The sequence below is a fragment of the Alteromonas sp. KS69 genome (genome assembly GCF_003989595.1).
Lineage (GTDB): Bacteria > Pseudomonadota > Gammaproteobacteria > Enterobacterales > Alteromonadaceae > Alteromonas > Alteromonas naphthalenivorans.
This window is the reverse complement of sequence record NZ_PYHU01000003.1, coordinates 1-13,946: the sequence shown is the minus strand read 5'-3', so window position 1 is coordinate 13,946 and position 13,946 is coordinate 1. Positions and strand designations below refer to the sequence as shown.

Annotated in this window: 15 protein-coding genes; 7 read left to right on the top strand and 8 right to left on the bottom strand. The window is 43.2% G+C overall.

Annotated elements, in window-relative coordinates:
• Nucleotides 1-18 precede the first annotated feature (18 nt).
• Nucleotides 19-252 carry a hypothetical protein gene (locus C7Y69_RS01525; RefSeq protein ID WP_126871573.1) on the bottom strand — a complete coding sequence of 78 codons (234 nt, stop codon included), beginning with the start codon at nucleotides 250-252 and terminating at the stop codon, nucleotides 19-21.
• 134 nt (nucleotides 253-386) lie between these two features.
• Between C7Y69_RS01525 and C7Y69_RS01520 the strand changes: the two genes are divergently transcribed.
• Complete coding sequence (locus C7Y69_RS01520) at nucleotides 387-1,307, top strand: LysR substrate-binding domain-containing protein (RefSeq protein WP_126871572.1); 921 nt, start codon at nucleotides 387-389, stop codon at nucleotides 1,305-1,307.
• Nucleotides 1,308-1,314: 7 nt separating this feature from the next.
• Here the strand turns inward: C7Y69_RS01520 and C7Y69_RS01515 are convergent, their stop codons facing one another.
• The 3 genes from C7Y69_RS01515 to C7Y69_RS01505 all read right to left on the bottom strand — a co-directional run bounded on the left by C7Y69_RS01515 (nucleotide 1,315) and on the right by C7Y69_RS01505 (nucleotide 3,076).
• Nucleotides 1,315-1,611, bottom strand: coding sequence for a chaperone modulator CbpM (locus tag C7Y69_RS01515; RefSeq protein WP_013783053.1), 297 nt, complete (start codon nucleotides 1,609-1,611; stop codon nucleotides 1,315-1,317).
• Nucleotides 1,604-2,563 carry a DnaJ C-terminal domain-containing protein gene (locus C7Y69_RS01510; RefSeq protein ID WP_126871571.1) on the bottom strand — a complete coding sequence of 320 codons (960 nt, stop codon included), beginning with the start codon at nucleotides 2,561-2,563 and terminating at the stop codon, nucleotides 1,604-1,606. The genes C7Y69_RS01515 and C7Y69_RS01510 overlap by 8 nt, the downstream gene beginning before the upstream one ends.
• A gap of 204 nt (nucleotides 2,564-2,767) precedes the next feature.
• The gene (locus C7Y69_RS01505) at nucleotides 2,768-3,076 is read right to left on the bottom strand and encodes a hypothetical protein (protein WP_013783051.1); all 309 of its coding nucleotides are present in this window, start codon (nucleotides 3,074-3,076) and stop codon (nucleotides 2,768-2,770) included.
• Nucleotides 3,077-3,463: 387 nt separating this feature from the next.
• Between C7Y69_RS01505 and C7Y69_RS01500 the strand changes: the two genes are divergently transcribed.
• From C7Y69_RS01500 to C7Y69_RS01480, 5 genes are all read left to right on the top strand, one after another.
• Entirely contained in the window at nucleotides 3,464-4,078 is a 615-nt protein-coding gene (locus C7Y69_RS01500) for a hypothetical protein (protein ID WP_013783050.1), read from the top strand.
• 49 nt (nucleotides 4,079-4,127) lie between these two features.
• Entirely contained in the window at nucleotides 4,128-4,571 is a 444-nt protein-coding gene (locus C7Y69_RS01495; RefSeq protein ID WP_126871570.1) for a ricin-type beta-trefoil lectin domain protein, read from the top strand.
• A gap of 192 nt (nucleotides 4,572-4,763) precedes the next feature.
• On the top strand, nucleotides 4,764-8,168 hold the full coding sequence (locus C7Y69_RS01490; protein ID WP_185864117.1) for a winged helix-turn-helix domain-containing protein: 3,405 nt from the start codon (nucleotides 4,764-4,766) through the stop codon (nucleotides 8,166-8,168).
• Between the two features lie 19 nt (nucleotides 8,169-8,187).
• Nucleotides 8,188-8,727, top strand: coding sequence for a hypothetical protein (locus C7Y69_RS01485; protein ID WP_013783047.1), 540 nt, complete (start codon nucleotides 8,188-8,190; stop codon nucleotides 8,725-8,727).
• A 194-nt stretch (nucleotides 8,728-8,921) separates the two neighbouring features.
• Nucleotides 8,922-9,350 (top strand): hypothetical protein, encoded by a 429-nt coding sequence (locus C7Y69_RS01480; protein ID WP_013783046.1) that lies wholly within the window; start codon nucleotides 8,922-8,924, stop codon nucleotides 9,348-9,350.
• A gap of 63 nt (nucleotides 9,351-9,413) precedes the next feature.
• Here the strand turns inward: C7Y69_RS01480 and C7Y69_RS01475 are convergent, their stop codons facing one another.
• On the bottom strand, nucleotides 9,414-10,841 hold the full coding sequence (locus C7Y69_RS01475) for a PLP-dependent aminotransferase family protein (protein ID WP_126871568.1): 1,428 nt from the start codon (nucleotides 10,839-10,841) through the stop codon (nucleotides 9,414-9,416).
• Nucleotides 10,842-11,102: 261 nt separating this feature from the next.
• Here C7Y69_RS01475 and C7Y69_RS01470 point away from each other — a divergent pair, with 261 nt between their 5' ends.
• Entirely contained in the window at nucleotides 11,103-11,705 is a 603-nt protein-coding gene (locus C7Y69_RS01470) for a LysE family translocator (protein WP_041452715.1), read from the top strand.
• A 142-nt stretch (nucleotides 11,706-11,847) separates the two neighbouring features.
• On the opposite strand, the gene C7Y69_RS01465 is transcribed toward C7Y69_RS01470, so the two are convergent.
• From C7Y69_RS01465 to C7Y69_RS01455, 3 genes are all read right to left on the bottom strand, one after another.
• Nucleotides 11,848-12,399, bottom strand: a complete 552-nt coding sequence (locus tag C7Y69_RS01465) for a hypothetical protein (RefSeq protein ID WP_013783043.1) — start codon at nucleotides 12,397-12,399, stop codon at nucleotides 11,848-11,850.
• A 94-nt stretch (nucleotides 12,400-12,493) separates the two neighbouring features.
• Nucleotides 12,494-13,132, bottom strand: coding sequence for a YHYH protein (locus C7Y69_RS01460; RefSeq protein ID WP_126871567.1), 639 nt, complete (start codon nucleotides 13,130-13,132; stop codon nucleotides 12,494-12,496).
• Nucleotides 13,133-13,235: 103 nt separating this feature from the next.
• Complete coding sequence (locus C7Y69_RS01455) at nucleotides 13,236-13,733, bottom strand: M48 family metallopeptidase (protein WP_013783041.1); 498 nt, start codon at nucleotides 13,731-13,733, stop codon at nucleotides 13,236-13,238.
• Between the last annotated feature and the right edge of the window lie 213 nt (nucleotides 13,734-13,946).

Here is a 13,946-nt window from a genome sequence, read left to right as displayed (position 1 = left end):
ACACTCTCTTAAATACCCTCACTTAAATGCACTCCACTTTGATAAGCACAACTTATCTCCCATTTCTGACAACATGCTTTTTTTAGTACCACTTCCATTGTTTTCTTCTGACATTTCTTTATTAGCCTTTATAGGCTGTTCACCCACTATTGAACGTGTGCTGCCAACTCGAGAATTACCAATCACAAATCTAGTCATGTTGATTTTTATCGCGCTAAAGCATGCGCCAACCCTGCTCGTTTTCATGTTCATTTCGCCAATCCCTTTTCGACATAAATTCGTAAGTTTTTCCTCATTCGGTAACGTAAGTGTCGCGATTAACCCTTTACTTCACTAACGATAAAAACTAACTTAAAAGATAAGCTGAACTTATATAATAATGATTAATGGACAAACGATTACGATGGCTGAATAACCTGCTTTGTTTTGAAGTAGCCGCCCGGCATCAAAGCTACAGCAAAGCGGCAGAAGAGCTGTATATCTCGCAAGCCGCGGTAAGCCAACAAATGCGGCAGCTAGAGTCTAATTTAGGGGTAAGCTTATTTCGTAGGCAAGCTCGAAAAATGCTGCTAACTGGGCCGGGCAGAACCCTTTATGCATCCTGTGAGAAAGGCTTTAGTGAAATCGTAAGTGGTTTGAATCAAGTACATGAAGAGCCCTTGGAAGGCAGTTTAACCGTTACCTCCACTCAGGCTTTTTGTGCATTGTGGCTTATGCCCAACTTATTCGAGTTTTTTAATCAGTACCCCACCATAAATATTAATATTCAAGCATCTAATCGCATTGAAAGCTTACATAAAGGTGATATTGATATCGCCATTCGCTTCTCAACCTCTAGCACAGCGGCCAAGGATGACAGCCTTATTGTACAAAGGTTCGGTGAAAATGGCGTAGTGCCCGCCTGCTCCCCTGAGTTTCAAACTCAAATGCAGCTGCATAGCGTTAAAGACATGTTGGGGGCACGCCTACTCGCACTTGCAGGAGAAGAGAACGCAAGTTGGGAAGCATACTTTGAACACAGCAAAATTAATCTTTCAAATAAGATACTAAGAAAGACGGTGGTATCTTCGAGCGATCTTGCCGTTAGCGCAGCACTGGCAGGCCAGGGTGTTATGTTAGCTTCTGATGTTATGATTGGTCAGTATTTGAAATCAGGGCAATTGGTGGTACCCATTGATATTCCCCATCCAGTGCGCTGGAAATCTCATTTTGTATATCTAAAGAACTCACCAAAACAACAACGCATAGCGCATTTCTGTGAGTGGCTTACAGAAAAAATGGCAAACCATGAAGCACTACAAACGTAAAAACAGGTTAAAACCGCGTTAGCCGACGGTGAAGATATTCATTTTCTTCCGTCAGCTTTTCTTTTTGTTTCAGTAACTCAACAATCATCGCTACCGCTACCCAATCCAACTCTAATTGAGAATATAGCGTTATGGCTTTTTTGACCCAACGAACACTGCTGGTATCGAACATCCAGTCGTTCTTATCGTCGCCAGAAACAGGTTCAGCTATCCCGTAATCAATAACTTCAACTATCAATTCTTGGTTTAACCGTTCAACTTGGCAAAGTTCTTCGAATGATATTACTAGCAGCGTATCAACCATTTTCTTTACTCCATTGTGAGCGAGGGTCGTCGTGTTTTAATTCCGCTAGTTGTTGCCATAATACGTTGTCTTCATCACTGGATGTGTTTGGTATAACGATTTTTAAAACTGCAATCATATCGCCAACGCCGGTTTTCATTTTAAGCCCTTTACCCTTAACCCGTAATTTTTGGCCTGTTTGACTATTTGGCTTGATATTTAAACTAATTTTGCCGGTCAACGTTGGCACTTCAACCTTGCATCCCAGTGCTGCTTCCCACGGTAAAACAGGTACAGTTAGAACAAGGTTATGCCCTTCAACATCAAACAATGGGTGCGGTACTAAACGTATGTGTAAATAGAGATCGCCATCTCTACCTTGCCCCTTCCCTTTGCCACCCTGGCCTTTAAGCCTAATCCGCTCTGAGTCAACCACGCCGACTGGTATTTTAACTTTAAGGGTTTTATTGACGTGTTTTATCTGGCCGTTTTCTAGTGATGGTACCGAAAACTGAATTGTTTTTGGCGCTTCTGAAAACAAATCTTCAAGGAATACTGGCACTTCAATCTCAGCATCTTGGCCGTGATTGCTAAACCCTGAAAAATCATCTGCTTGATGACTACGCGGCCCCTGATTAAAACCACCGCCAAATACGGAATTAAAAAAGTCTGAAAAGTCCCCGCCAGTGTGAGCACCATTGAAATCATTATTGCTCTGCCAGCCTGGTGGCGGTTGAAAATTATCGTGTGAAGTAGCACCATATTTTTTCAATTCGTCATATTCAGCTCTGCGCTGCGGATCTTTAAGCACCTCATAAGCTTCAACTAATTCTTTAAATTCTTCATCGGAATTACTGTCAGGCTGCATATCTGGGTGCAGCTTTAGGGCAAGCTTACGATAGGCTTTTTTTATTTCCTTTAAATCAGCATCTTCTTTAACACCAAGGATCTGATAATAATCTTTAAATTCCATTCAATGATGCTCAGCGTAGTGACTATAAAGTACTTAATATAGCGGATGCCGATAAAGTATCGTTTGATATTGATCAAATATCGTCAGGACTGCAAAAAACGGGGAAGGTTATGATTAACGTTGTATAGGAAGTTTGGCTTCAATTTAGGCTAAAAATGAAGGGGGCTAATGCAATGTGACCCGCACAAAAAACGCAAACCTGATTTAATCATCAGGCCCTTCTACAGTAAAGACCAGGTGTCTTCGCATATCTTTTAGAATAACCCCTTTTTTCACCATGGCGGCGCTTAATCGCTTTCGCCATTTTAATAATTCCGGTTCCGCGGCGGCTAAGGATTGTTCATCTTCAAACTGAAAGCGCAGTAATAAAGAACTTGGGAACATCTCGTATTTCATATCAAACCAGCACTGCACCATGCCAGGAATTTCAGCGCGCCCTTGCTCTTCAAGCATGTTCGCGACATCAAGGACAAGTGCTTGTTGTTTAATTTGCACTTTAGAAAGTTTTTTCATCGATAGGGTCCATCTTAGGGGCTAACGTTCGCAGACGCTAAACTTAAACGAAAACCTAGATAAATACCAAGAAAGCAGAGCTAATCAACAAAAAACTTAAAGCAAAAAGTTCACTATAGAATAGTTTTAACACGCCTTTTAGTTGCGCAAACAATAGCTAAACCCAATATCTTACAAACTCACCGAAACAACCTAACCAACTGAATTAAATACACTTACCCATCCCGTAAGTCTCACTTCATGACGTATTTTTAAACCGTTAAGTTTCCGTAAGTTCTTTTTCGTAGGATCCGGCAATACTCACTCCAACACCAATCGCTCTATAGATGCAGATTGCTGTCGCTTCACGATGGATTGGTAATTTCCCCCCTACTTTAAGGAATGAACATGAAACAGTTAATGCTAGGTTGTTGTGCAATGATCTTGGTGTTTCCTGCTTGGGTAAGCGCAGTTACACAAACAGACAATCACTATGCTGCCAATAAAAGCAATGGCTATATTGCCTACATGAGTGAACCAGAAACCCTGGTTATCGAGCAGGGAAACAGCACTTTGAAACGTGAAGTTCACCTGCCCCGAGTTCATCAAGCCGCTGAGTTTAGTTGGTCGAATGACAATCGCTACCTAACCTTTACTACCCATAAGCAGCACCTGTGGCTATATGATTTACACCTTGCCACGCTTCGGCTTATTGAGTCGATGCCAAGCACAGCACCTGAAAGCAAATACTCACCCCAATGGTCAAACGCAGGAAATTGGTTGCTATTTATTTCGCACAACCAAACGGAAGCTCGCCCTCGCGTTTACTCCCCATTACGTAAGCACAGCTATGCCTTGCCCATGTCAGCCGATGATTTCAGTCATATTGCGTGGGCCAATCACAGTAACGAAATAACCTTATTGGATTTCGTTGGGAAGCGTGAACGCCTTGCCTCATTTAAGTTATTTGGCATCACCCTGACCGCCACTGATGCTCGCAGTTTAATGGCCTTAAAAAATTAACCTAGGCCCTAAATCTAATATCGAAAAATTGATAGAAAAGGAAACGATAATGAAAAACGTCATTAGAAAAGCTGCCTTTAGCCTAGTACCTGCAGTGCTCTTATTCGCTACTGTGCAAGCGGCAAATTTTAACGAATTGAACAAAGTAGGTGTTGTGAATAACAACCTAGATACGCCCCGCCAGATGGTCATTTATAACAGCGACCAAACTAAGTGCTTGTCGACATACGGCCATAACCGTAAGAGTACTAATGTATTAACTTATGAAACCTGCCGTGTAGATGGTTACGATACCTGGACAATAACAAGCTCAGGCAAGATTAAAAATCAACGTAGCGGAAAATGCCTTACTTCGCCTCAAGACAGAAGCACCTTAACGCTTGCTCGATGTAATACGTCTATTAAACGCGGTTACACCGCCTACAACTTCGTTATTCTGAATCACCTAGACGTTCCCACAAATAGCGGTATCGAAGTAGCCCAATTAGATTAACTGTGGCGTCTTATCCCCTGCCGCAATGCTGTTGCGGCAGGGCTCCACCTACTTAAAACCTTAGAATCGATGAATAGTCTTGCAAACTCACCCGCTCGGTTTAGACTTATACATGGCAAATTGAAGACCCGAAAAAATGAAACATCAAGGGGTTGGAGTTCAGTCTGTCTTGGATATGGGATATCTGTAGACATGAGCGAAACCTTTCAACTTGGTGACTGGGAAGTCAATACTTCGTTAAATTCCCTGTCTCGTGATAACACATCTGTTCACCTTGAACCTAAGATGATGGACGTGCTTGCCTATCTGTCAGCCCATGCAGGCGAGGTGATTAGTACCGAACAATTGCTTATCGAATTTTGGCAGGGCACTTTTTATGGCGATGCCCCAGTCCAGAAATGTATCGCCATGTTGCGCAAGAAGCTTGGCGATAATTCAAGGCAACCTTCATACATAGAAACCGTTCAGCGCCGAGGTTATCGCATTATTGCGAATGTGGTGCTATTAGACGAGCGTCAGCGGTGGGGCAATCTTCAAAAACTCAGCCAATGGACCCAAGGCTCACCCTATCGGGGGCTACAAACCTTTCAGCCCGAACACGCGGCGATATTCTTTGGACGCAATAAAGCAATCGCAGAAGTGGTTCACCATCTTAATCAGGCAATGGATGATAACTTCAGCTTTTTACTATTAATGGGAAAAAGTGGCAGCGGAAAATCATCACTGTTACGTGCGGGGGTTATTCCGTTTATTACCCGAAGTGAAGGTTTAGCGGGTATAAAAGTGCAGCACTACACAGTTATCACCCCCACCCGCGGCAAAGCTAGCAGTATATTCAGGCAGCTATTAGGTGCCCTTAATGATATGAGCATGCTGGTTGATACTTGGAATTTAGACGCGCATGCCTGTGACCTAAGCCAGCACCCTTCCCATCTAAAAGCCCTGCTTAAAGAAAGTGAGAGCATAACTGAATTGAATGATGGCGCGACCTCAACTCACTCAGTAGCGCGCCCCCACAACCTCATTGTTATCGATCAGTTTGAGCAAGTGTTGCAAGACTCAAGCTTGTCGAAAGAAGACGCGGCTAGCTTAATGAGCTTTTTAACCGTGCTTGTAAAAACTCAACGCCTTATTCTAATTGTGTCGTTACGAAACGACTTTTATGCCAACAGTATGGAATTAGAAGGATTCGCACGGCTCAAAGACGAAGGCCAGCAATACGACCTTCAACCTCCTAACGCCACCGATATAGCCCGTATGATACGCCTGCCAGCGCTTTCTGCAGGCCTAAGCTTCGAAGAAAACGTACAAACTGGAGAAAAACTCGATGAGGTTTTGCTAGAAGCAGCGATTGGTCACCCCGATGCGCTGCCCTTAATGGAGTTCACTCTAGACTTGCTCTACCAGCGCCGCGACAAAGAGAACACGTTGCTGTTTTCTGCCTTTGCCAACATTGGCGGTTTAGAAGGTGCAATAGCACAACAGGCCGAAACCACTTATCAAGGTATGAGCGAAACGGCTAAAGCAAGTTGGAAAAGCGTGATGCACGAATTGGTGACCATTAACGATGTGAATCAAACCGGCTTAATTGCTAGAAAAGTACCCATTGAGCAGTTTAGTGACGAGAACGATTTAGCCTTTATTCAGCAGTTTGTTGATGCACGATTATTCGTTACCGAATCAGACCTTGGTGCAAATGAACTTACTTATAATACATCAGCCCCTGATGCGAAGAGGAATAAGCGTGTTTGCGTTGCCCATGAAGCCTTATTAAAACACTGGGATCGCATTACCGACTGGGCACAAAAAAATCGTGCGGCTTTACTAAAAAGAACGGAGCTCAATACCGATTGCAGCCGCTGGTTAAATGCGGGTAAACCTCAAGACATGTTACTGCCCTCTGGTAGAAAGTTAGACGACGCTCGCTGGATGGCAAAGCAACCCCACTTGCACTTAACACCGCAGGAAACATTATTCATTCACCTTTCTGAAGGCCAGCATAAAAAAACGCAGCGCTATAAAACGTCGGCCATTGCCGCCCTGGCGATATTGGCTGTGTCCACAACGGGGTTGGCCATTTATAGCAATAATCAAACTCAACTCGCTGTTGAACAAACCCACCAAGCACAGGTACTTCGAAACAAAGCTGAAAGCTTAGTAGATTACATGTTGGGCGACTTACGCAGCCAGCTAGAGCCCATAGGGAAACTGGACGTGCTCGAAGGTGTTGGGCAGAAAACATTAGATTATTATGCAGGTATTGAAACCGGTGATGGGCTAAGGCAAGCAAACTCGTTGAAGCTTTTAGCCGAGATAAACATTAACCGAGGAGAGTTTGAACATGCCGGTGAACAGTTATCTCAAGCGTTAAATATTTTAAATAAACAGGACGCAGAGCAGCTAAAAATACAAGAAACAGCACCGAATGGCATTGCATCAGCAAACGCGTATTCACAAAGTACAACGCAAACTAGCGAGCAAGTGTTGTTCTTAAAAGGGAACATTCACTATTGGATTGGCGTCATCGCCTACTTCAAACAAGACTATACCACTACCATCGAAGAATGGACAAAGTACCTTAACTATTCACAACAACTGTTAGTGCTTGATGAGCTAAACCCCAAATGGATGTTGGAAGTAAGTTCGGCTCAACACAATATTGGTAGTTTAGCGCTTCGTATTTCCCAGTACGAAAGCGCCAGCCAAAATTTTCGTGACTCCATCGCTTTAAAACGCAAAATGTTAATCTCGCAACCTAACCATAGTGAAGTACAAGCCTCGCTGCGGGGTTCTTTGTTAGGACTAGTAGCAGTGGCCTTTCAAACTTTTGAATTCAATGAAGCAGAAAAATTGGCAGAAGAAGCCTATACCCTTGCGGTTAAATTACTGCTCGAAAATCCTGACGACTACAACATTATCTATCAAACTTTGTCATCCGCTAATTTGCTAATACAAGCGCAAATGTCCGTTGGCAACAAATCAGGTGCTGATAAAACAATAACCGACGGTGTCATGCTGGCGCAGAAACTGGCTAAACAAGAACCCGAAAATGAAGCCTGGATGACCAAAGTTGCCACATTAATGTTCTTCTATTGGGATTATTATTTGCTCTTCGACACAAAAGACAGCCCCCCTAATCCAGCACTACTTAACCTTACTCGCGCTGCTTTTAACAAAACCAAAAACCTGCCTATAAAACAGAAAATTTACAGTGTGAAATTGGGTTTCGAAAACCGCGAAAATTCAGAGGTGATGACAGATATTGCCCAACCATCCCTTGAGTTCAATAGTGAATCCACCCCGCGTCTACTGTGGGAGTTACATTTAAAATGCCGCAACCACCCCTGCACCATTGGTGAGGATATACGAAAAGAGGTTGGGAAAGGTGAACGTAAAAGCTTAGCCCTCACGCATTTTACGTTAGCGAACACCGAGAAACCGTCGAACGATATGAATGCTTCACTAACTGAATTCTATTTTTTACTTGTGTCATCTAAGCGAAGTGCGGCTAGAGATGTGCTATTGAGTCTGGAAAAGCAAGGGTACTTACATCCCCAATTAACAGACGCAATTAATCGCGCTAAAGACGACACTTAAACCCTGAAAGGAGCTTCAGATGGAACATGATGATCAATGTCGTAAAATAGCTTATAGCTACACCTTAAATTTATCAGTATTTACTGACAATTTATTGGAGCAAACGCTGAAAGAAGGCGAAGGTACTGCAGAAGGCGAAACCTACTTTTTTAAGTATGAGGGGAAAGGCTTTTCAAACGGAATATTATCAATACCCCAAAGTTATTTTGCCGATGGGGACGTGAGGATCACTATCTTACTGAATCAAACTGCATCAGCTCACAAGCACGGACCGGCGGGCTATAAATTTGCCTGGATCCATGCACGCCGAGCGGGTGATAAAGAAGAATATGTAGGACGGGGGCAGAGATTCGAAATGGAAAGCTGGCAAAATGACAAAGTTTCATTTCTGTTAACCGGTAAAATGCAATACAAAACGACTAAGGGCTGGGTAAACGTAAACACCTGTGAGTTGGCGCTAGATGTTTGGGTACACCACACCTACCGCTCGCAATTAACCAAGGAATTTACTGTAGATAAAATTAACTGCGACCCACAAATTGAAATTCAACCCTCTTAATGAATCAGTGAGTTCAAAAGTAAGTGGGGTCATAAATACTCTTTACACTTTGACGAATATTTAGGCTAGACTGGAACCATCAAATATTAGTTATAAATAGGCTAGCAGCATAATCTAGTTTAGCGCTAATAGATGAATGTAACATTTTCACTAACCTTAACATTTGCACTAAATTCGGCAAAAGGAGTTTTACCATGAAAAACAAAGCAATTGCGTTAGCATTATTACTGTCTGTAGTAGGTTGTTCTGAGTCTAATAAAGAGGCAACGGAAGAAGCCAAAAAAGAAGCCATGATGGAAATGGAGAAGGCTGGCGACGAGGCAGCTGACGGCTACGAAGAAGGAAAAGAAAAAGCAGCTGATGCTTGGGATGAAACTAAAGACTCTGCATCAAGTACCTATGAAGATGGTAAAGACATGGCTTCTGATGCTTATGAAGACGGCAAAGACATGGCTTCCGATGCATATGAAGACGGCAAAGATATGGCCTCTGACGCGTACGAAGATGGTAAAGAAAAAAGTGCTGACATGATGGATGCTGGTGCTGAAAAAGTGCGTGAAGCATGTATCGCGATGAAGGAAAAAATGGGTGGTGACGTAAGCGAGTGTGATAGTAAAGACTAACTTACCGCCCCCAGCATTGTGTGTTTGCTACACTTTTTTACCAAACGCACAATGCTTTTCCCCTTATTCAGCTAATGACTCAATCAATTCGCCAAGCAACTTTATACTTTGTGTACGAACTTCCTGCGAGCCATCAATAAAATTGAACCGCAAACAATTTCGATATTTTCCAGTCGCTGAAAACATTTGCCCAGGGGCAACATAAATACCATGCTCTTTGGCTTTATCAGCCAGTTTAACCGCGTCGTATTTCGCATTTAATTCAACCCACAGTACGTATCCGCCTTGCGGATAACTTACGCACGTATCTTGTGGAAAATAGCGTTTAATATCAGCGCGAAGTGCGTCTCGTGCACTCAAATAATAATGGCGCATTGCCCGTATGTGCTTATCGTAACCGCCTTGTTCGATATAACTTGCTATGGCGAGCTGAGGCAATGTGGGGCACATGGAGCTGCTAACATACTTCGCATGAAGTACTTTGTTCCTGAAACTTCCAGGCGCTATCCACCCCACCCTAAACCCTGGTGCTAAGGTTTTGGAAAATGACGAACACAATAAAACCCGACCATCCTCATCAAACGATTTAACCGTTTTGGGGCGCGGGTAGGAATACGCGATGTCTCCGTAAATATCATCTTCAATAATGGCGACATCGTATTCTCTTGCCATATCGTAAAGTGCTTTTTTCTTATCATCGGGCATAACAAAGCCCTGAGGATTATTGACCGTTGGTGCTACCAATATGGCTTTTACCGGCCATTGATCTAGCGCCAGTTTCAATGCATCTAAACTCAGGCCAGTTTCAGAGTCTGTAGGTATTTCTAGTGCTTTTAAATTCGCACCTTTTATGGCTTGCATGGCACCGTAAAAGCCCGGTGACTCAACCACTATTACATCCCCTGCATTGGCCACCGCACGAAGGCATACCGATAATGCTTCTTGGCAACCTGATGTAACGATAAACTCATCCGACTGCAGTCTACAGCCCGAGGCAGCAGTAAGCCTGCTAAGCTGTTTTCTAAGGCTCTGATCACCTTTCACATCACCGTACACCATGCCATCAAGCGGCCTGTTCTTTGTTAACTCATGCAGGCGTTTTGTTAGTGGCTTTAGGGTTTTTGCGGTCATGTTAGGCATGGCGTGCTGGAACTGACATCGCGTTTCAATACCACTGTCTTTGTTAAACGTATTCAACAGCATGTTGAGTACATCTTCCCACTGAGACACATCCATCGGCCGTTGCGGCGGCTTAGTCATTTTGGGCGTGTTATTCAATGTGGTATTTGACGATACGAAATAGCCTGATTTAGGCTTCGCTTCAACGTACATTTGAGACTCTAGAACCCGATAGGCTTCTTGTACTGTAGCGATACTAACGTGGTGCTCTTTAGACAATTGCCTTACCGAGGGAAGTCTATCTCCTTGTTCAAATAGCCCACGATCTATTTGCGCTTTTAGTTCACAAGCAAGCGACTCATACAGTGTCATTCATTCTACTCGATACAGACAAAAACCATACAGATAACTATACCCTAACCTATCGCTATAACTTACCATACAGTTGCAATAATAAATGAGCATACAGTCATTGTTTCCTCTCATCTGTATGGCATATTTTTAGGGCTTTTGGCCCTAATACATACAAACTTTTAAATGTACCATTCTGTAGCGTTGTTTAGTAACGCCTATAAATTTGCAACTCAACCGTCGCTTATTGGCTTAAATAGAAGATTAGAGAAAAGGACCACCATGGAAACTTCGTTACTTTTTGCACTCGCTACCTTTGCTTTTGTTAGTACAGTAACGCCCGGGCCTAATAACTTAATGCTATTGGCATCTGGGGCGCAGTATGGTTATAAAAAATCGCTTCCACATATGTTTGGTATTGTTGTGGGCGTTGCAGGCTTAATGATAAGTACGCTGATGGGCGTGGGCGCACTTTTCACATTATTTCCCGCCTTGTATACCGTACTAAAAGTACTAGGCATAGCGTATTTGTTGTGGCTGGCCGTTAAAATTGCCACTGCCCCAACTGATGAAATTGAAATCAAGAAAACCACCCGCCAAGGACCACTAAAATGGTGGGAGGGCGCACTGTTTCAATTAATTAATCCTAAAGCGTGGATGATGGCATTGGCTAGCGTAGGCACATTTTCGGTTCCCGGTGAACACTACGCAGAATCGGGGCTTGCTATTGTTATGGCTTTTGCGCTTATTGGATTTCCGTGTATTTCTATTTGGGTCGCAGTTGGTGCAAAAATAAAAATTTGGCTTAGCTCGCCCATGCGCAGAAAGCGCTTCAACTTCACCATGGCAGCCGCCACGGCTGCTACATTGTTTTTGATTATTTAAAATAGGGAAGTGACGTGTGAGTATGTTATTGACTAGACGATGTACTCCCCCACGCTAACGCTCTGCTTAAAATGGTTTAGCCGCTTTGGGTTGCAAGTAAGCTAAGGATAACTTGCTACGGCTAAACCCGTTTTAACAAGCACTAAGGCGCGAAAAAGAAGCCTTTATCTACCCCACTAAAATTGTTTTTATGGTTCAACAAGTACTTTTTGTTCTTCGCGCCATCTATCAATCGTAAGATATTGTTCTGCGAGTCCTTGTTAGCCATGTTGCTAATACGAAACTTCAACTGCGTTACATTTTCTGGCATGCCCAGAATTTCAAAGATAAACACCGACAAATGATCATCGAGTTTTATTTTGCCCTCGCCCAAACGCAATTGGCTTGTGGTCACTTCTTGCGTTTTTTCACCTCGGCTAAAAGCCTTCACATCAAAGGCTTGTTTAATGTGGGCCACTAAACGTTGCTTATAAGCGGTGCTGCCTTTTGGTATTGCCTTGAGCTTAGCTTTATTGCTACTGCTGGCAATAAGCGATTGATCTATACCGTACAATGGCGTCATCACTTCATATATCCAGCGACCATCATCTAAATGGCGAATTTGAAAAGTGGCAATATTGCTATCGTGCGCATTACTTACGCCTGAAAACATCAATACACCAACCAATAAGATAAATTTAACTTTTTTACGCATATGCAGTACCCATAAGCCTTATGCCGATATATTTAAAGGCATAAGGCATCAACCCTTTACGTTTTAAACAGTGATGGCGATTGAACAGTCATGGTCATTGAACTGTAAAATCGTTTCTATCGACGTAACTTCCCATCAAACAGACCGGTACCGTTGGCGCCCCCGTTTCTAAGGCGTGGTAGTGGTATGCGCCATCTGGGAACTCTTCCGTGGCATGAGTATGACCATTACACTCATCAGTAGTGGCTACATCAGCAGGAAGGGTATTGGCGCCGTCAATCAAATCGTAAGCGGCGTAAATAGGAAAACCGTCTTTCGCTAAGCCAGCAAACGCCGCGTGATCTTCATATTCAATATAAGTATTGGTACAACTAATGCCGTACAGATTCGTGAAATTGTATTCTGGTGCATCGAACACGGTATTGATAGATTGAGGAATAAAGTGCCAGTGATAATATCCGGCAGGATCGGCATGTCCACCGCAATGATCTAACGCGGGGATATTTCCGCTACCCGTGCCACCAATACCGGCTTCAGCAGTCGTAACACTAGGCGGATCGCCTTTAATTGGAATACCATTAATACCTAAACCGATACTGCCAACGGTGGGAATATAATACGCTTCAGAGCGAAATTCTGGGGTGACGGGTATTAAATAGGTTACTGTTAAACTTGAATCGTATGAAAGGAAAACTTCACAGTAATTGCACATTTCGTCAGTGCTGTAATGCACATAAATGAGTGGTGCCTTAGTAAGATATGATGACTGCAACGTCGGATAAATACCTCCACCATAGCGACATTCTGGCGTGAGCACTTATCGGTAGCGAGAGCACTTATAGGTAAGGGTTTTCGCCCATAGCAACGGCAACGCAAAACAATCGCAAATCTAATTCTAACTGATGGTATTGCGGCTCCATATAACAGCAAAGTTGATAGAAACTTTTGTTATGGTCTTTTTCTTTAAAGTGAGCGAGTTCATGTACCACTAGCGCTTTTAATAAAGGCTCGGGGGCGTGCAATAAGTCGCTGTTAATGGCTAAGTCATGCTTACGTGTTTTGCCCTGCATTCGATAGGTATGTGTACCCAACGCATTCGTGACCATATCACCTTGCTTTTTAAACGCCGCCCGCCCAAAAGGTGGCGCGTTTTTTATGTAACGGTTTTTTAGGTCGGTTGCATAATTATAAAGTAACTTGTCGGTCGTTATAGTATGCACATTGGGGTACTTTTTAACGAGGTAATGGCTTAACTTATTTTCGGCTATTAGTTGCAGTGCTTGCTCAACAACGGTCTGTGGGTAGCCATTAAAATATCGTGCGTATTCACTCACTTTACTTTCTCCTTAGTACGCACAATTATAAAGGAATTCAAAAGTAGGGTTTAAGCCTTTTTTGGAATTAGGGTCGGAATGAGGGTCAGAGTACTTTAATTCTGCTAACCGTATGTAAATCTGGAGACTATAACGCAAAGGTTTACACGCCGGAGTCAGCTACGTTGACTCTTAGGTGATAATGTACTCTGCCCCTGAGGGATCCCCACGAAT